Below are 18578 nucleotides of genomic sequence, written 5' to 3'. Positions count from 1 at the left end.
AAAGAACTTCTAGCGTTACTTTTATAAATACTATAGTGATAATTTTGCCTCACTTTTAGGAAAAGTGCAAATATGGAAAACAATAACACATCAAAGCATCATTATTTTTACTCCGTAGGATTAAGCTATAAAAAAGCAGATGCTGAGATTAGAGGAAAGTTTAGTTTAGATGCCGCAGCAAAAACGCGGGTATTGGAACAAGCTAAGAATGAAGGAATAGAGAGTTTAATAGTTACTTCTACCTGCAACCGTACAGAGATTTACGGTTATGCGGAACATCCGTTTCAATTGATCAAATTAATCTGCGAGAACAGTCAAGGCTCAGTTGAAGCTTTTCAAAAAGTGGGTTTTGTCTATAAAAATCAAGAAGCCGTCAGCCACATGTTTCGTGTGGGAACGGGTTTAGACAGTCAGATTCTGGGTGATTTTGAAATTATTGCCCAAATAAGAAACTCATTTTCACAATCAAAATCATTGGGCTTAGCCAATGCTTTTATGGAACGATTGGTGAATGCGGTGATTCAAGCCAGTAAAAAAATAAAAACCGATACCGAAATTAGTTCTGGAGCTACTTCGGTTTCTTTTGCTGCGGTTCGTTATATTATTAACAATGTGCAAGACATTGGGAACAAAAATATTCTATTGTTTGGTACTGGAAAAATTGGTAGAAATACGTGTGAAAATTTAGTAAAACATACTAAAAACGAACACATTACACTTATCAACAGAACCAAAGAAAAAGCAGAGAAACTAGCCGGAAAACTGAATCTAATTGTGAAAGATTATTCGGAACTGCATTTGGAACTACAAAAAGCAGATGTTGTTGTGGTAGCTACCGGCGCACAGAATCCTACTATTGACAAAGCGATTCTGAATTTGAAAAAACCAATATTGATTTTGGATCTATCAATTCCTAAAAATGTAAATGAAAATGTCGAGGAATTAGAAGGTGTTACGCTGATTCACATGGATTATTTGTCACAATTAACAGATGAAACTTTAGAAAATAGAAAAAAACACATTCCCGCTGCTGAAGCCATCATTGAAGAAATCAAAGAAGAATTTACTACGTGGACCAAAGGCAGAAAATTTGCCCCTACTATCAATGCTTTGAAAGCAAAATTGAATGCGATAAAAACATCCGAATTGGATTTTCAAAGCAAGAAAATTTCAAATTTCAACGAAGAACAAGCAGAGATTATCAGCAACAGAATTATCCAAAAAATAACTACACATTTTGCCAACCATTTGAAAGATGATGATACGATGGTGGATGAAAGCATCGATTGGATTGAGAAAGTTTTCAAAATAGGAGCGACTACAAAATAAAATTTACACCATTAAGGAATTAAATTTCATTAAAATAAACCTTTAATTCCTCTTGGTTTGAAAAAATAAAAATGGCAAACAAAACAATACGCATAGGAACCCGAGGCAGTGAACTCGCACTATGGCAAGCCCATACCGTCGAAAAAAAACTAAATGATTTAGGCTATAAAACCGAAATTATAGCGGTAAAATCGCAAGGAGATATTATCCTTGACAAACCACTTTACGAATTAGGAATCACAGGCATTTTTACTAAAACACTTGATATTGCCATGATCAACGGTCAGGTTGATATTGCAGTGCATTCCATGAAAGATGTTCCTACGGCTTTGCCAATAGGAATTGTACAGGCGGCAGTTTTGGAAAGAGCCAATACGTTAGATATCCTAGTGCACAAAGGAACCCTTGATTTTCGTAATGGAGCAGGAACAATTGCCACAGGCAGTTTGCGTCGTCAGGCACAATGGCTCAATAAATACCCCAACCATAAAGTAGTTGATTTACGTGGAAACGTCAATACGAGAATGCAGAAATTGCAGGAAAGCGATTGGAACGGAGCCGTTTTTGCGGCAGCAGGTTTGGAAAGAATCAACTTGAAACCTTCTAATTATATCGACTTGGATTGGATGATTCCGGCGCCAGCTCAAGGCGCAATGGTGGTTGTTGCGATGGCAAAAGATGAATTTTGCAGAGAGGCCGTTTCTGAGTTAAATGATATTGATGCCGAGGTATGTACACACATTGAAAGACAGTTTCTGAAAACACTCGAAGGCGGTTGTACGGCACCAATTGGCGCTTTGGCAGTATTTACAGAAGAGGAAATAGTATTCAAAGGCGTTTTGTTTTCAATTGATGGGAAACAAAAAATCGAAATAGAAAAAATCGTTCCGATGCAGGAATGGAAGAAATTAGGCTTTTATTGTGCCAAAGAAATTTTAGAAAATGGCGGAGCAGAATTGATGACAGCAATTAAAATTAATTTGAAGAAATAATGAGCCAAACAAGCATTTTATCCACCAAAACATTATCGGCAGAACAAAGGCAAGTATTTATTGATGCTAATTTTGATCTTTTGGAACAAGATTTCATCGAAATAAAAAACAACCTTTTCGAACTCAGTACCATCAACAACAACTTAATTTTTAGCAGCCAAAATGCTGTTTTAAGTTTGATAGAACAAAACGGTTGGGAAGTTTTAAAGACTAAACCTGTTTTTTGTGTAGGGATCAAAACCAAAGAATTACTGGAATTGCATGGCTTTACAGTTGATGTGTATTTGGATTATGCCTCTGAATTAGCCGAAATAATCACTTTAATTTACAATAAAGAAAGCTATACTTTTTTGAGCGGAAATTTGCGTAAAGAAACGTTGCCTGAAGCATTAAAAAGTGCCGGAATAATTTTTAATGAAATCGAAGTGTATCAAACAACACTAGCGCCTTTTAAAATATCAGACCAAGAAAATTTTGACGGAATTCTGTTTTTTAGCCCATCTGCCGTTGAAAGTTATTTGACAAATAATAAAATCAAGAATGAAGTTTGTTTTTGCGTAGGCACTACTACAGCAGCAGCATTAGAAACAAAGAAAATTAAAAACATAGTAATTCCCGAAACACCAACTATCGAAGCCGTGATTTTGGAAGTTATTGAATATTATACACCGGAAAGCATCTAGCAATCCGCTAAAATTTAAATACATGATCAAAAACGACCTATTTTTAAGAGCACTAAAAGGAGAAACAGTACAACGTCCGCCAGTTTGGATGATGCGTCAAGCCGGACGGTTTTTGCCGGAATTTATCGCATTGCGTGATAAATATGATTTTTTTACCCGTTGTCAGACTCCGGAATTAGCAGCCGAAATAACGATGATGCCGATTCGCAGAATTGCTCCGGATGCTGCCATTTTGTTTTCAGATATCTTGGTAATTCCGCAAGCCATGGGAATTGAAGTGTTGATGAAAGAAAATTTCGGTCCATTTTTACCAAATCCAATTCGTACGATTCAAGATGTGGAGAAAGTAATTGTTCCAGATGTACATGAAACATTAGGGTACGTTTTTGATGCTATTAAATTGACCAAAGAAATGTTGAATGATGAGGTGCCATTAATTGGTTTTGCAGGTTCACCTTGGACAATTATGTGTTACGCGGTGGAAGGGAAAGGTTCTAAAAGCTTTGATATGGCCAAAGGATTTTGTTTCGAACATCCAGAAGCTGCTCATGTTTTATTGCAAAAAATCACTGATACCACGATCTTATATTTGAAAGAAAAAGTGAAATCAGGAGTGGATGCTGTTCAAATTTTTGACTCTTGGGGCGGAATGTTATCGCCAGTTGATTATCAGGAATTCTCTTGGAAATATATCAATCAAATCATTGAAGCTTTGGCTGATGATGCACCGGTTATTGTTTTCGGAAAAGGATGTTGGTTTGCATTGAATGAAATGGGAAAAAGTAGGGCTTCGGCACTTGGTGTAGATTGGACGTGTTCTCCAAGAAATGCAAGATACTTGTCTGGCGGAAACATCACATTACAAGGAAATTTTGATCCTTCCAGATTGTTATCTCCAATTCCGGTTATCAAGAAAATGGTACATGAAATGATTGACGAATTCGGAAAAGACAAATACATCGTGAATTTAGGTCACGGAATTTTACCAAATATTCCTGTGGATCACGCGAAAGCGTTTATTGATGCGGTGAAGGAGTACGGGAAATAGTATACAGTAATTAGTGTTCAGTTTGCAGTCTTTACTGCAAGGTTTTTTTAACCTTGTAGGGGTGTTTAATTATATGAAATTTTAAAAAACGTGGAAGATGAGAAAGCCCTTAATTATTGGAGATAAAACATACCAATTCAAAAAAGATGCAATTAGTCATTATCGAACGATTTTAAATTCTTATGACTTTGGACAATCTTTGAATGAGGAGGATTTCAACGATATAGTTGATTTGTTTTTATTGGAGGATGATAATAATTCAGAAACAGATTCAGAAACTACTAATATAAAAGAAACTTTTACTTTTGATAAAAATCATTTTTCTAATTATCAAATAGCAGTTTTAGAAAATGAAGATAAAAGATATATTAAGTGTCCGACAAGTAAAACTAAAATCATTAACTATGAAAATGTTGAACAATTAAGTAGAGATATACAGATTTTTAAAAATGAAAGGTATTTTTGTATTATCGATGGAGACTTTGTTTTTGGAGACTTTATCGAAACTTTTTTGGTGTGTAGGAATATGAAAGCTAAAGAGTTAACTATTTCTACTTCATCTATGTCTCAACATAATGTTGACAGCCTTTATAGTTTATTGGAAGAGGGGTTCATTGAAAAATTAAATTTAATTGTATCCGACCGTTTTTTTACTTATGAAAGAGATAACCTCATAGAATATATTTATGAAACTTTAGATGTAGAAAAAAAGTTTCAATTATCCGTTTGCAATAATCAATCAAAGATAGTATTAATTCAAAGTGATGATAATGGAGGAAGAAAATACCTTATTCAAGGTTCTGCTAATTTGAATAGTTCTAATTGTATAGAACAATTTTCTATAGAAGAAAACGAAGAATTATTTGATTTCAATAAAATTGTCTTTGATGAAATAATAGAAAAGTTTAAAACTATAAATCATTTAAGGGACGTCGATTCTGACGAAGTTAGAGAAAATATAATTTTAGATGAAAGAGCAAGTTTTGATGAGTATTTTGAAAAGGAAATAGAAATAACTGATATTAAAGTTAGCCAAGTTCAATATGGCACAAAATGTTTTGAAATATTTTATGATGATTTGTCAAGCCATTACATTTCATATTTAATGATTTTAAACAAGACAAAATATAATCCAGAAACTTTGTTTTACAAAGCTTGTAGAAATGCTATTCAAAAAGATATGCTTTTAGTAAAACAAGATTTTTTCAATGCCAATTCCGTAAAAGGATATGTAAAATGTCAAGAAACAAATGAATTGTCAAAATGGGAAGATTTAGCGGTTGACCATAGACAGCCGAATACTTTCTCTGTAATACTTGATAGGTTTAAAGAAGTGAAAAATATCGACCTAGAAACAGTTGAATACACACTTGGAGAGAATAATTTTATTGTATTTAAAAATCAAGACTTAACTACTGAATTCATCAATTATCATAAAGATAAAGCTAATTTAAGAGTAATAAGAAAAGAATGCAACTTAAGTCGAACAGGAATGGGAAGGCTGAAAAGAAGTGCGAAAGATTTAACTATTAAATAATAAAGGCAGATAACAAAATAAAGAATACCTACAAGGTTAAAAAAACCTTTCAGGAAAGAAAAAATAAAACGAATGCATATAACAGAAAACTTCACCATAGACAAATTAAAACTAACAGATGCAAATCAGTTGTATCAATTTATGATTGACAATTATCAAAGATTACTCCTATTTTTCCCACTTACACTTTCAAGTAATTCAAGTATTGAAAAGACAAAAGAATATATTTCAATAAAGGAAAAAGAGATTCAGGAAAAATCAAATTTCACTTTAGCAATTCGAGAGAAAGATTCTCAAAATATTGCAGGATTAATTATTATTAAAAAAATTGATTGGGAGAAAAGAATAGCAGAGTTAGCATATTGTATTGGTTCAGAATATGAAGGAAGAGGCATGGTGTCATTTGCTGTAAAAGGAATTTCAAAGTATTCTTTTGATGAATTAGAGTTAAAAACTCTTCATATTATTTCTCATAAAACGAACCTTGGAAGTGTTAAAGTAGCTCAAAAATGCGGATTTGTATGGAGCGAAACATTAAAGAATGAGTTTACTCCAACAAATGGACTCCCGTTAGATATGGAATTATATGAACTAACAAGATGAAAGAACAATTCTACACCTACATACAAAACCTTCAAGACACCATCGTCGCAGGACTTGAAGCGGTTGAAGGTCAAGCCAAATTCCGTGAAGACCTTTGGGAACGGCCGGAAGGAGGAGGAGGAAGAACCCGCGTGATCGAAAACGGAAAAGTTTTCGAAAAAGGTGGCGTGAATATTTCGGCAGTTCACGGGAAGTTACCCGAAGCCATGCAAAAAATGTTTAATGTGGGCGAAGCTGATTTTTTTGCCTGTGGATTAAGTTTGGTAATGCATCCAAAAAATCCAATGGTTCCTACGGTTCATGCCAACTGGCGCTATTTCGAAATGTACGATGATAACGGAAATGTAATTCAGCAATGGTTTGGTGGCGGACAAGATTTAACACCCTATTATCTGTTTGAAGAAGATGCAATTCATTTTCATCAAACCTGTAAAACTGCTTGCGACAAACACAATCCGGAGTTTTATCCAAAATATAAGAAACAATGTGATGCCTATTTCTGGAATGCGCATCGCAATGAAGCACGAGGAATTGGCGGCTTGTTTTTCGATTATTGCAAAGTAACTCCAGAGATGAGTATGCAAGATTGGTTCAATTACGTTTCAGAAGTCGGCAATAGTTTCCTCGAAGCCTATGTTCCAATTGTAGAAAAAAGAAAAGATTTACCCTATACGCCAGAAAATAGAACGTGGCAAGAAATACGCCGCGGTCGTTATGTCGAGTTTAATTTGGTTCATGACAAAGGCACTTTATTTGGACTAAAAACCAACGGAAGAATCGAAAGTATCCTGATGAGTTTGCCACCAAATGTACAATGGGTGTACGATCATCATCCGGAAGCGGGAAGCGAAGAAGAAAAATTAGTTCACGTATTAGAAAACCCAAGAGATTGGCTTTAGATTTATTTTAAATTCTGAATTTTAAATTTTAAATGGGTTTAACTTTAAACTTTTAAACCTGAAACTTTAAACGAAAATATATGTTCCCATTACACAGAGGCAGAAGATTAAGAACAAACGAATCCATAAGGAGTTTAGTTCGTGAAACGAGTTTAAGTCCATCGGATTTTATGTTTCCTATGTTTATAGCTGAAGGCGAAAATGTACAAGTAGAAATTTCTTCCATGCCGGGTATATTCCGTCGTTCGATAGATTTAACTGTAGAAGAAGTCAAAGAAATATTTGCATTGGGCATTCGTGCAGTAAATATTTATGTAAAAGTAAGTGAAAATTTAAAAGACAATACGGGACTGGAAGCGTGGAATCCAAACGGATTGATGCAAAATGCCATACGTGCCATCAAAGCTGCTTGTCCGGAAATGATTGTAATGCCTGATGTGGCTTTGGATCCTTATTCTATTTATGGACATGACGGAATCATTGCAAAAGGTGATATAGAAAACGATTCGACGAATGATGCTTTGGTAAAAATGGCTGTTTCTCATGCGCAGGCCGGAGCCGATTTTGTAGCGCCATCGGACATGATGGACGGACGTGTATTGCGTTTGCGCGAGGGTCTGGATACTGCCGGTTTTCATAACGTAGGCATCATGAGTTATTCGGCTAAATACGCGTCGGCATTTTACGGGCCGTTCCGTGACGCGTTAGACAGCGCTCCTGTTGACGCCACTGAAATTCCAAAAGATAAAAAAACATACCAAATGGATTATGCCAATCGCATTGAAGCCATAAAAGAAGCCTTGTGGGACGTAGAGGAAGGTGCTGATATGGTGATGGTAAAACCGGGAATTGCGTATTTAGATATCGTTCGCGAAGTTAAAAATGCGGTAAATGTGCCGGTAACAGTCTACCACGTTTCGGGTGAATATGCAATGATCAAAGCCGCTGCCGAAAGAGGTTGGCTCGATCACGATAAAATTATGATGGAGCAATTAATGTGTATCAAACGAGCGGGAGCCAGTTTGATTTCGACCTATTTTGCGAAAGAGGCTGCAATACTTCTTAACAAATAGAAATGAAAAAATGTTTAATAATAGTGGTTTTATTGCTTTCCAATAGCATTTTTGCACAAGCGGAAGTAGTTTCTACTTTCATAGAGAAATGGGATAATTCCAAAGATTATTTAGTGGCCGTTGCAGAAGCTATGCCGGAAGATAAATATGATTATAAACCCGCTGAACGTGAAATGTCCTTTAAAGAACAATTATTTCACATACAAGATAACATGAATTGGTTGGGCACAACTTATTTTTCGGAAGAGAAATATGTGAAAAAAGAAGCCGTAAAAGGGCTTTCAAAAGCACAAATAATCCAAGAGATAAAAACCTCTTTTGATGCAGCAAAAAGAGTTGTCCAAAAAACCAATGATGCTGAATTATCCCAAAAAGTTACTTTTTTTGCGGGTCAAAAATCAAAATTGCAAATACTTAATTTGATGCAAGACCATGTTACCCATCACAGAGCACAAATTTTAGTATATTTGAATCTGAATCAAATTCAGCCACCCAAATATATTGGATGGTAATTCTAGCCACTGAGCCACCTATAATTAAAGAAATTAACATGAGAAAGACATTATTTTTATTAGCCGTTTTAGCCTTAACTTCTTGTAAAAAAGAAGAAGCCAAAAAAGAACCTTTATACCCAACCACTTCCGAGGAAATTGCACAAACTCCAGAGGAATTAGGAGAAGAAATTTTCAAAGGGAAAGGAAATTGTGTGGCCTGCCATCAGGTTGACAAAAAGGTGATAGGGCCAAGCTTGCAGGATATTGCTAAGATTTACAAGGATAAAAATGCAGATATGGTAGTGTTTCTGAAAGGAGAAGGCGAGCCTATTGTTGATCCAAGCCAGTACGAAGTTATGAAAACAAACTTCGTGGTTACCAAAGCCATGTCTGATGACGAATTGAAAGCCTTGGAAGCATACGTATATTCCAATTTGAAATAATCCTGGCGTTTTTCAGGAGCTACTCCCGCTATCCGCTGTATTCCCGATAAATAAAAACTACGGATAAAAAGCCTTGTTTTTCTTGATCGCGAGATGCCGCTGCTATCGGGGCTAAAATACAAGAACCATTCGTCTCTGCGAATGGTTTTTTTATGCTCAAAACACTTTAAGTGCATTTATTTCTGAACTTTATTACTTCTTTAGGAACAATGTGGGTATTTTTTTTATCTTTAAAATATGGAAACCGCATACATCAAAACGCCATTGGGAATTGCCAAAATCATAGGCGATGAAAGTGGAATATCACGAATTTTAGTCACCGAAGAAGGGTTGTGTTCAAATACAATTCAGGCTGTTTTACAACAAGCCGTTGTACAACTCAACGAATATTTTGAAGGCAAGAGAACCGATTTCGATTTTAAATTAAATCCAAAAGGGACTGAATTCCAACAAAAAGTCTGGAAATCTTTACTGGACATTCCTTATGGGAAAACGAGAACATATCTCGAACAATCCAAAATTTTGGGTGATGTCAAAGCCATTAGAGCCGTTGCATCTGCTAACGGGAAAAATCCACTTTGGATAGTCGTGCCCTGTCACAGAGTCATTGGAACAGATGGTTCACTAACAGGATATGCAGGCGGATTATGGCGAAAAAAATGGTTATTGGAACATGAAAACCCAACGACGCAACAAAGTTTGTTTTAGTTGTTGATGAATAAATTTGGTATATTCGTTTAAGAAAATCTGTAAAAATCCACGTAAGCTGCGTGCCATCAAATGATAGAAAAAATAAACCTCAATAACATTCTGTTTCTGGACATCGAAACCGTTCCGGAAACCGAAGATTTCAATGCATTAGATTCTGAAATGCAAGATCTTTGGGAACATAAAACCCAATACCAGCGTAAAGACGAATATACTCCCGAGGATTTCTACGATCGTGCGGGAATTTGGGCCGAGTTTGGGAAAATCGTTTGTATCTCCGTGGGTTATTTTACTATCAAAGGCGATATTCGGAATTTTAGGGTGACTTCTTTTTTTGGTGAAGAAAAGAAACTATTGTTAGATTTTAATACTTTGCTGAATACTCATTTCAACCAGCCGCAACATGTTTTGTGTGGGCACAATGCCAAGGAATTCGATATTCCGTTCCTTGCCCGACGCATGATTATCAACCAAATCGCCATTCCAAACAAACTGAATTTATTTGGAAAAAAACCATGGGAAATCCCCCATTTGGATACCTTGGAATTATGGAAATTCGGGGATTACAAGCATTTTACTTCTTTGAAATTAATGTGTAAAGTCCTTGGAATACCTTCGCCAAAAGGCGATATCGACGGTAGCCAGGTAGGACATGTATTTTATGTAGACAAAGATATTGATCGTATTGTAACCTATTGTGAGAAAGACACCATTGCCGTGGCGCAGATTTTCTTGAGATTAAGACGGGAAGAATTATTGATTGAGGACGAGATTATTCATGTATAGATGAAGTAACACAGGTTTAATCTGCGTAAATCCGTACAATCTGTGTTTGAATTTTTGGTGCTTTGTATGCTTAAATAATTACATTTACAAAAATTATAGATTATGGTATTGAGTAGATTTTGGTTGGTCATTTTTATTTCAGCAATTGTATTTGTAGTGTTTAGTTTGTTTTCGGGAGACAGTTATACTATTGACCACGTTTTGAACGGAAAGAAAGATGATCCAATTCTGGTTTCGGAGAAATTTGCCGAAGAACTTCCTGCCTTTATTAAAGACAGCATCAAAAAAGCACCCGAACAAACCATGATAATTAATCGTGATACGCTAAATGCGGATACGACTTATGTTTATAAAAACAAAACCGTAAAAATATACAGTGGTGTTCAAAAATCAGATGGTTTACTGCCAACGTGCAAAAGTACTTTGCTTGATTTAGTCCTTCCGTTGATGGCTTACTTGGCCTTTTTCTGTGGATTAATGGAGCTTTTAATCATTTCCGGAGCTTCTGGAAAGTTAGCGAAAGCATTGAGTCCAGTTTTTGTAAAAGTGTTTCCTAGTATTCCTAAAAATCATCCTTCCATTTCCTATATGACCTTAAATTTTGCTGCTAATTTCTTAGGATTAGATTCTGCTGCAACTCCTTTTGGTCTTAAAGCCATGGAGAGCTTGCAAGAAATAAATCCTGATAAAGACAAGGCCAGTGATGCACAAATTATGTTTATGTGTTTGCATGCTTCGGGTCTTACTTTGATTGCAACCTCTATTATAGGGTATCGTGCTGCGGCTAATGCCAGCAATCCGGCGGATGTGATGTTACCTTGTATTATCACTTCTTTTATAGGAACTATTGCAGCATTTCTAATTGTTGGAGTGAAGCAAAAAATCAATTTCAAAAGTGCTTCTCTAGTGATTGTATTGATGGTTTTAATAGCTGCAATTGTTGGTTTGTTGATGTATGTGAACCATTTAGATTTAATCGGGAAAAATTATTTTACGGCTAATCTTTCTGCTTTAATATTAATTGGAATTATTGCTTTTACCCTGATTTTCTCCTTTATAAATGAGAAGAAGTTTACGGTCGCAAGTACTACAGTTTTTGATTCTTTTGTAGTAGGAGCAAACAATGGTGTGAAAACTGGAGTAACTATTTTTCCTTATGTATTGGGAATGTTGGTAGCTATTTCACTATTTAGAAACAGTGGTTTATTTGAAATTATTAGTAATTGGATTGCTTTCATTTTCTCAAATATGGGTGTTAGCAAGCAAATCACGGATGCTTTACCAGTAGCGTTGCTTCGTCCCTTTAGTTCTGCAGGATCAAGAGGATTTTTGATTGACTCAATGAATACTTTTGGTGCTGATTCCTTAACGGCAAGATTGAGTAGTATTTTTCAATGTAGTGCCGAAAGTACTTTCTATGTGATAGCCGTTTATTTTGGTTCCGTAAATATTAAAAATACGCGTTATGCATTAGGAACGATGCTTATAGTCGATTTGATTTGTGTGATTACGGCTATTTTTGTGGCGACTTGGTTTTTCTAAAAGCTGAATTAAAAGCTGAATTTCCCTGTAAAAATCAAAAATAACTGATTATTTGAGATTTTTGTTTTGAGATTGAAATTACTACAAATGCTATTTTAAAAGTAAGTAAAAACGAATCTTTCTCTTTAATCACCTCTTACAAAAAAACAAAGTGAATTTTGGTTTTAAAATTGATTTTAAAATTGATATAATTAAAAATCATAATACTCAATTTAATTTAAAAACTAGATCCTTTATCTATTCACTATTAGATACTCCATGTTTTTTTTTTGAAGTATCTATTTTAAACAAAATTAATTACACAAACATGAAAAAAATAATAATCGTAATGGTTTGTATTTACTCTTTGTCGGGATTTTCCCAAACTAAAAAAGACATTATAAATTCAATAGGATTAGATGAAGTAGTTGTAAGTACACAACGATTTGCAAAACCAAAAAGAAAAATTACGCAACAAATTGAAAGTATTTCTAAAAAAGAAATCGAGTTTAATAACTTCCAGTCCAGTGCCGATGTGTTAGGGAATTCGGGGACTTTAGCAGTTCAAAAATCGCAACAGGGCGGCGGAAGCCCTGTTATTAGGGGTTTTGAATCCAGTAGAATTTTATTACTCGTTGATGGAATCCGAATGAATAACTTAATTTACAGAGCTGGACATTTGCAAAACATAATTACTGTTGATAAAAATATGCTTGAAAATGTAGACGTGCTTTTTGGACCATCATCTACTATTCACGGAAGTGATGCGCTTGGCGGAGCCATTTATTTACAAACTAAAATTGCAAAATTGCTTTCCGATACGGAAAACCAAAAGGTTAGCGGAACTGCTTTAACAAATTATAACTCTGCAAACCAAGGAAAATCAGGTCATTTAGATTTCAACTTTGCGGGTCAAAAATGGGGTTACTTAACTTCATTTTCCTATAATGATTATGGGGATTTAAAAATGGGAAAACATAAAAATGGTAGCAATGATTTTTTTGGAGAAAGACCTTTTTATGTGGTAACCAAAGATGGTATTGACATTAAAGTTGCTAATGATGATAAATATGTGCAAAAATTTTCTGGATATAAACAATATGATTTTATGCAAAAAATTATTTTTCAGCAGAATATCAGCACACGACATAGTATAAATTTACAATTTTCTACCACATCAAACATTCCCAGATATGACAGGCTAACTGATTTGAGTTCAAACGGAAAATTTAAATCTGCAGTTTGGAATTATGGTCCACAAAAAAGGTTAATTTCTTCTTATAAATTAGACAAAAAGAAGGTATTCTTAAACAGTGATATGAATTTGGTTGCCAGTTATCAAAACATCGAAGAAAGTAGAATTACCCGTAATTTCGGCAATCCAACGCAAAGTTCAAGGATTGAAAAAGTTTCGATATTTGCCATCAATTCTGATTTTAAAACAAAAATAGGTAATGGTGATTTTATTTATGGCGCCGATGTTTATTATGATAATTTAAATTCTTTAGGAAATAAAAAAAATATTTTAACTAATGCTGAAAGCATTACTGATTCGCGTTATCCAGATGGAAAAAACAATACTTTTAGAGCCGAAGGTTTTGCATCCTACAGCAATGACATTAACAAAACAGCCTCGTGTAATGTAAGTGCTAGGGCTGGTTACACGACTTTGAATAGCGAAATTTTAACCAATTTTCTGAATTTACCTTATACTAGCGTATCACAAAAAAACTTTACCTATAGCGGTGCCGTTGGAATTGTAAATAATGCCAGCGAAAACACAAAAATAGGTTTTAATTTAGCTTCTGCATTTCGAGTTGCAAACATTGATGATTTAGCAAAAATATTCGAATCGGCAGCAGGAACTTTAATTGTACCAAACAAAGATTTGAGGCCTGAAAAATCAGTAACGGCTGATTTGAGCATTACTTTTTGGGAAGGTAAACGTTTTCAGTTTGAAAATATTTTTTATTACACAAGACTGTATGATGCAATAATAACGGGTTCTTTTACGTTAAACGGACAATCTTCGATTGTTTATGAAGGAAAAAACAGTCTCATTCTTGCCAATCAAAATCAAGGAAAAGGAAATATTAGCGGAATTTCCTCTACCTTAAGAAGTTATATCACAAAATCATTCTTGTTTTATGGCACTTTCAATTTTACTCACGGTAGAGTCCAAAATGCGATGGGTAATTTTCCTTTAGACCATGTTGCTCCATTTTATGGAAAAACAGGTTTTAAATATGAAAGTAAACTAGTAAATTTGGATTTATATATGTTGTATAATGGAAAAAAAGAGTTGAGTAATTACTCGCCTAGTGGAGAAGATAATTTGCAATATGCTCCAAAAAATGGAATGCCTTCTTGGGAAACCTATAATTTGAAAGGATCATTATCTTTAACGGAACAGTTCACTGTTTATTCCGGTATTGAAAATATTTTAGATATACAATACAGGACTTTTGCCTCTGGAATTAATGCTAGTGGAAGGAGTATTTACCTTGGAGGGAAATACAATTTTTAGAACCTAAATCACTAAATACAAAAAGCCCTAAATTTCATTAAATTGTGGTTTTTTTGTGTTTTTAAGACTCGGGCTACTCAATAACCATCTCCGGAATATCACCTTCAATAATTAAATCAGCTTCCGTAGAAGCGATGATATGCGCTACGGTTACACCCGGTGCGCGTTCCAATAATTTGAAACCTTGCGGCGTTACTTCTAAAACGGCTAGTTCAGTAACGACTTTTTTAACGCAACCTACCCCCGTTAATGGTAACGTACATTTTTTAAGTATTTTAGATTCGCCAGCTTTGTTGACATGCATCATGGCTACAATAATATTCTCGGCAGAAGCCACTAAATCCATTGCCCCACCCATTCCTTTGACCATTTTACCAGGAATTTTCCAGTTGGCAATATCACCATTTTCGGAAACTTCCATTGCACCAAGGATTGTTAAGTCAACATGTTGTCCACGAATCATTCCAAAACTGAATGACGAGTCGAAGAAACTGGCTCCAGGCAAAGTAGTTATGGTTTGTTTTCCGGCGTTGATTAAATCAGCGTCTTCATCGCCTTCAAAAGGGAATGGACCCATACCGAGAATTCCGTTTTCACTTTGAAATTCAACGTCAATTCCTTCTGGGACATAATTAGCAACTAATGTTGGAATCCCGATTCCGAGATTCACATAGTAGTTGTGTTTTAATTCTTTTGCAATGCGTTTTGCAATTTGATTTTTATCTAAAGCCATAATCAGAAAATTTTTCTCACGGTTCTTTGTTCAATTCTTTTTTCATATTTCACACCTTGAAAAATTCTATTTACAAGTATTCCTGGAATATGAATTTCGTTTGGATCTAAACTACCTACAGGCAATAATTCTTCTACTTCGGCGATAGTTATTTTTGCCGCTCCGGCCATACAAGGATTAAAGTTTCGTGCTGTTCCTTTGAAAACTAGGTTGCCGGCTTCATCACCTTTCCATGCTTTTACGATGGCAAAATCAGCTTTGAAAGCGTATTCCATAAGATGCATTTTTCCGTTGAATTCCCGTGCTTCCTTCCCTTCGGCTACTTCAGTTCCATAACCGGCAGGGGTAAAAAAAGCTGGAATTCCTGCTTGTGCCGCACGACATCGTTCTGCAAGAGTTCCTTGCGGGATTAATTCTACATCGAGTTCTCCAGATAGCATTTGACTCTCAAATTCGGCATTTTCACCTACGTAAGAAGAAATCATTTTTTTGATTTGGCGTTTTTGCAAAAGCAATCCAAGGCCAAAATTATCTACTCCTGCATTGTTTGAGATACAGGTTAAATCCGTAGTTTCTTTTTTTACTAATTCGGCGATGGAATTTTCTGGAATACCGCATAATCCGAAACCGCCCAGCATGATGGTCATCCCGTTTTCAATTCCTTGAAGGGCTTCATGTACGTTATTTACTTTTTTGTTAATCATAAAATTGAATGCTAGTTGACGAATTTTAATTTAAAGAAGAACCCAATCTGTTTGTAGTATTAATAACAACAAGATTTAATTTTAAGAACGAATTGCCTAGCCCAGATAGAAGCGACATCCTTTTAGTCTCCTTTTTTAAGGAGACTAAAAGATATAGCGGATGGCTGGATTAGCTCCAGATGAAAATTTTACAATTCAAATTCATCGGTATTTTGTTCAATATTAGTGGTGTCTATTACTTTTGGAGCGGTGTAGCAGTCTACTTTTATGGATAGATTTGCGGGTCTTTCAAAGGATGCTTTGGATACTTTTAGAGCGGAATCTTCGTAACAAAGTTTCATAAAATAACCCCAAACCGGCAGTGCTGCTGTGGCACCTTGTCCGTAAGTTATGCTTTTGAAACGGGCAGAACGGTCCTCGCAACCCACCCAGACTCCAGTTACAAGATTAGGAACCATTCCCATAAACCATCCGTCAGATTGGTTTTGTGTAGTTCCTGTTTTACCAGCAATAGGATTTTTAAATTGATAGGGATATCCTGTCCAGCGTTTGTCTCCGTTTCCGCCGCCGGTGGTGCGCAAACGATCTCCGGACCCGCCTTCCGTAACGCCTTCTAATAATTTGATGACGGCATACGCGATGTCTTTGTTTAAAACATCATGTGATTCAGGGATGGGTTCGTAAATAATTACGCCACCTTTATCTTCGATTCGAGATATAAATTGGGGTTTCATATACACGCCTTGATTGGCAAAGGTGCTGTAAGCAGCAACCATATCTTCGACGGTTATTTCAACGGCTCCCAAAGCAATGGAAGGCTGAAGCGGAATCTCTGATTTGATGCCTAATTTATGGGCTAAATCGACTACAGCTGCCGGACCTACTCGGTCTATTAATTTTGCGGATATAATATTGATGGAATTTGCCAATCCTCGTTTTAGGGTTACCATTCCGCTGTATCTGTTGTTGGAGTTTTTTGGTTCCCAATCTTCGGTAACATTATGACGTCCTTTTCTAATCATAAAAGGGGAATCAATAATGGAATCACAAGGTGACATATTCAATTGCTCTATGGCTGTAGCATAAACAAAAGGCTTGAAAGTGGAACCAACTTGTCTGGCACCTTGCCCTACGTGATCGTATTGAAAATATTTATAATCGATACCCCCAACCCACGCTTTTATATTTCCCGTTTGAGGTTCCATCGCCATGAGTCCGGATTGTAAAAAATGTTTGTAATACCGAATGGAATCCAATGGCGTCATAATAGTGTCTTTTTCTCCCTTCCAAGAGAAGACTCTCATTTTAGTTTTTATGCTAAAGGATGCTATAATTTCTTCGTCCGTTTTTTCCAGTGATTTTAATACCGCCCATCTGTTCGAGGATTTCATGGCTTGGCTTAAAATGCGTTGTGTTTCTACAGAAGAGATGTTGACAAATGGCGCATTTTTATTTGTTTTGGATTGCTCGAAAAATTCTTCTTGAAGATTGGCCATGTGCTCCGTTACTGCTTTTTCAGCATGCAGTTGCATTCTGGAATCAATGGTAGTATAGATTTTTAGACCATCTTTGTAGATGTCATAATCTGAACCATCCGGTTTTTTATTTTCCTCCGCCCATTTTTTTAGGTAGTCTCTTAAATATTCTCTGAAATAGGTTGCTGTTCCGTCTTTGTGCGTTTCTAATTTGAACTTTAATGTGATTGGTAAAGCTTGCAGTCTTTCTTTTTCTTCTTTTGAAATTATTTTTCCTTTTTCTAATTGCAGAAGCACTACATTTCTTCGGTTTATGACTCCTTGTGGATTTCTCACAGGATTGTAAAGGCCAGAATTTTTAAACATTCCCACTAATATTGCCGACTCGCTGATGGTTAAGTCCTTTGGTTCTTTAGAAAAATACGTTTTTGCGGCTGAACTAACTCCGACAGAATTGTTTCCAAAATCGTATACATTACAATACATGGCAATGATTTCATTTTTAGTGTATTGTCTTTCTAATCGGATGGCAATAATCCATTCTTTTATTTTTTGTACAATTCTAAAAGGCAGGAATTTAGATCCTTCTCCGTGAAATAATTGTTTGGCTAATTGCTGCGTCAAGGTACTGGCTCCTCCGCTGGTTCCTAAGCTCGAGATGGCTCTCAAAGTACCTCTTCCGTCAATGCCGGAATGCTCATAAAAACGAGCATCTTCCGTTGCGATTAGTGCTTGAACCAAATTTTTTGGCAAGTCAGAATACTTTAATTGAGATCTGTTTTTTTCGAAATATTTCCCTAAAACCACTCCGTCAGCGGATATGATCTCAGTCGCTAAATTAGAATCGGGATTTTCTAAATCTTCAAAAGAGGGCATCGAACCGAAGATTCCCCAGGAAGCAAACAGGAAAAATAAAGCAAGACTTCCTAACCCTACAAAGAATATTTTCCAAAAAATATTTTTGTAATGAGCCATGTCTTTGTCATTATCTTTAGCGGGACTGTTGTTTTTTTTGATAGCCAT

General features: G+C 35.6%; 17 protein-coding genes. 14 read left to right on the top strand and 3 right to left on the bottom strand.

The genetic code is table 11. The annotated features are described in order from the left end of the window. Positions 1-72 precede the first annotated feature (72 nt). The 14 genes from hemA (at position 73) to EKM01_RS00250 (ending at position 14643) form a co-directional block, all read left to right on the top strand. On the top strand, positions 73-1329 hold the full coding sequence (hemA, locus tag EKM01_RS00315) for a glutamyl-tRNA reductase (RefSeq protein ID WP_126452248.1): 1257 nt from the start codon (positions 73-75) through the stop codon (positions 1327-1329). A 71-nt stretch (positions 1330-1400) separates the two neighbouring features. Continuing rightward, a complete protein-coding gene (gene hemC / locus EKM01_RS00310; protein WP_126766155.1) occupies positions 1401-2321 on the top strand; it encodes a hydroxymethylbilane synthase in 921 nt (306 codons plus the stop codon). Next, positions 2321-3004: a uroporphyrinogen-III synthase gene (locus EKM01_RS00305; protein WP_126457723.1), complete on the top strand. Its 684-nt coding sequence runs from the start codon at positions 2321-2323 to the stop codon at positions 3002-3004. The genes hemC and EKM01_RS00305 overlap by 1 nt, the downstream gene beginning before the upstream one ends. Positions 3005-3026: 22 nt before the next feature. After that, a complete protein-coding gene (gene hemE / locus EKM01_RS00300; RefSeq protein WP_126452242.1) occupies positions 3027-4052 on the top strand; it encodes a uroporphyrinogen decarboxylase in 1026 nt (341 codons plus the stop codon). A 97-nt stretch (positions 4053-4149) separates the two neighbouring features. After that, the gene (locus EKM01_RS00295; RefSeq protein ID WP_126766151.1) at positions 4150-5589 is read left to right on the top strand and encodes a hypothetical protein; all 1440 of its coding nucleotides are present in this window, start codon (positions 4150-4152) and stop codon (positions 5587-5589) included. Positions 5590-5661: 72 nt separating this feature from the next. Beyond that, positions 5662-6192 (top strand): GNAT family N-acetyltransferase, encoded by a 531-nt coding sequence (locus tag EKM01_RS00290; RefSeq protein WP_126452238.1) that lies wholly within the window; start codon positions 5662-5664, stop codon positions 6190-6192. Continuing rightward, positions 6189-7091 carry an oxygen-dependent coproporphyrinogen oxidase gene (gene hemF, locus EKM01_RS00285; RefSeq protein WP_126766147.1) on the top strand — a complete coding sequence of 301 codons (903 nt, stop codon included), beginning with the start codon at positions 6189-6191 and terminating at the stop codon, positions 7089-7091. Before EKM01_RS00290 ends, hemF begins: the two co-directional genes overlap by 4 nt. Positions 7092-7171: 80 nt before the next feature. Next, a complete protein-coding gene (gene hemB, locus EKM01_RS00280) occupies positions 7172-8164 on the top strand; it encodes a porphobilinogen synthase (protein ID WP_126563551.1) in 993 nt (330 codons plus the stop codon). Between the two features lie 2 nt (positions 8165-8166). Continuing rightward, a complete protein-coding gene (locus tag EKM01_RS00275) occupies positions 8167-8676 on the top strand; it encodes a DinB family protein (RefSeq protein WP_126563552.1) in 510 nt (169 codons plus the stop codon). A gap of 38 nt (positions 8677-8714) precedes the next feature. Continuing rightward, positions 8715-9101: a c-type cytochrome gene (locus EKM01_RS00270; protein ID WP_126766142.1), complete on the top strand. Its 387-nt coding sequence runs from the start codon at positions 8715-8717 to the stop codon at positions 9099-9101. A gap of 237 nt (positions 9102-9338) precedes the next feature. Next, positions 9339-9809, top strand: a complete 471-nt coding sequence (locus EKM01_RS00265) for a methylated-DNA--[protein]-cysteine S-methyltransferase (RefSeq protein ID WP_126552791.1) — start codon at positions 9339-9341, stop codon at positions 9807-9809. Between the two features lie 72 nt (positions 9810-9881). After that, on the top strand, positions 9882-10595 hold the full coding sequence (locus tag EKM01_RS00260; RefSeq protein ID WP_126766137.1) for a 3'-5' exonuclease: 714 nt from the start codon (positions 9882-9884) through the stop codon (positions 10593-10595). Between the two features lie 102 nt (positions 10596-10697). Beyond that, a complete protein-coding gene (locus EKM01_RS00255; protein WP_126457715.1) occupies positions 10698-12137 on the top strand; it encodes a nucleoside recognition domain-containing protein in 1440 nt (479 codons plus the stop codon). Between the two features lie 307 nt (positions 12138-12444). Further along, on the top strand, positions 12445-14643 hold the full coding sequence (locus tag EKM01_RS00250; protein WP_126766132.1) for a TonB-dependent siderophore receptor: 2199 nt from the start codon (positions 12445-12447) through the stop codon (positions 14641-14643). Between the two features lie 73 nt (positions 14644-14716). Here EKM01_RS00250 and EKM01_RS00245 read toward each other — a convergent pair whose 3' ends face one another. The 3 genes from EKM01_RS00245 to EKM01_RS00235 all read right to left on the bottom strand — a co-directional run bounded on the left by EKM01_RS00245 (position 14717) and on the right by EKM01_RS00235 (position 18578). Next, on the bottom strand, positions 14717-15376 hold the full coding sequence (locus EKM01_RS00245; RefSeq protein WP_126766128.1) for a 3-oxoacid CoA-transferase subunit B: 660 nt from the start codon (positions 15374-15376) through the stop codon (positions 14717-14719). 2 nt (positions 15377-15378) lie between these two features. After that, on the bottom strand, positions 15379-16080 hold the full coding sequence (locus EKM01_RS00240) for a CoA transferase subunit A (RefSeq protein ID WP_126552783.1): 702 nt from the start codon (positions 16078-16080) through the stop codon (positions 15379-15381). Between the two features lie 188 nt (positions 16081-16268). Further along, a complete protein-coding gene (locus EKM01_RS00235; protein WP_126766123.1) occupies positions 16269-18578 on the bottom strand; it encodes a penicillin-binding protein 1A in 2310 nt (769 codons plus the stop codon).

It is taken from the genome of Flavobacterium sp. RSP46 (assembly GCF_003984825.1).
Lineage (GTDB): Bacteria > Bacteroidota > Bacteroidia > Flavobacteriales > Flavobacteriaceae > Flavobacterium.
Note: the sequence above shows the minus strand (reverse complement) of the source record. Positions and strands in the feature narration are given on the sequence as shown.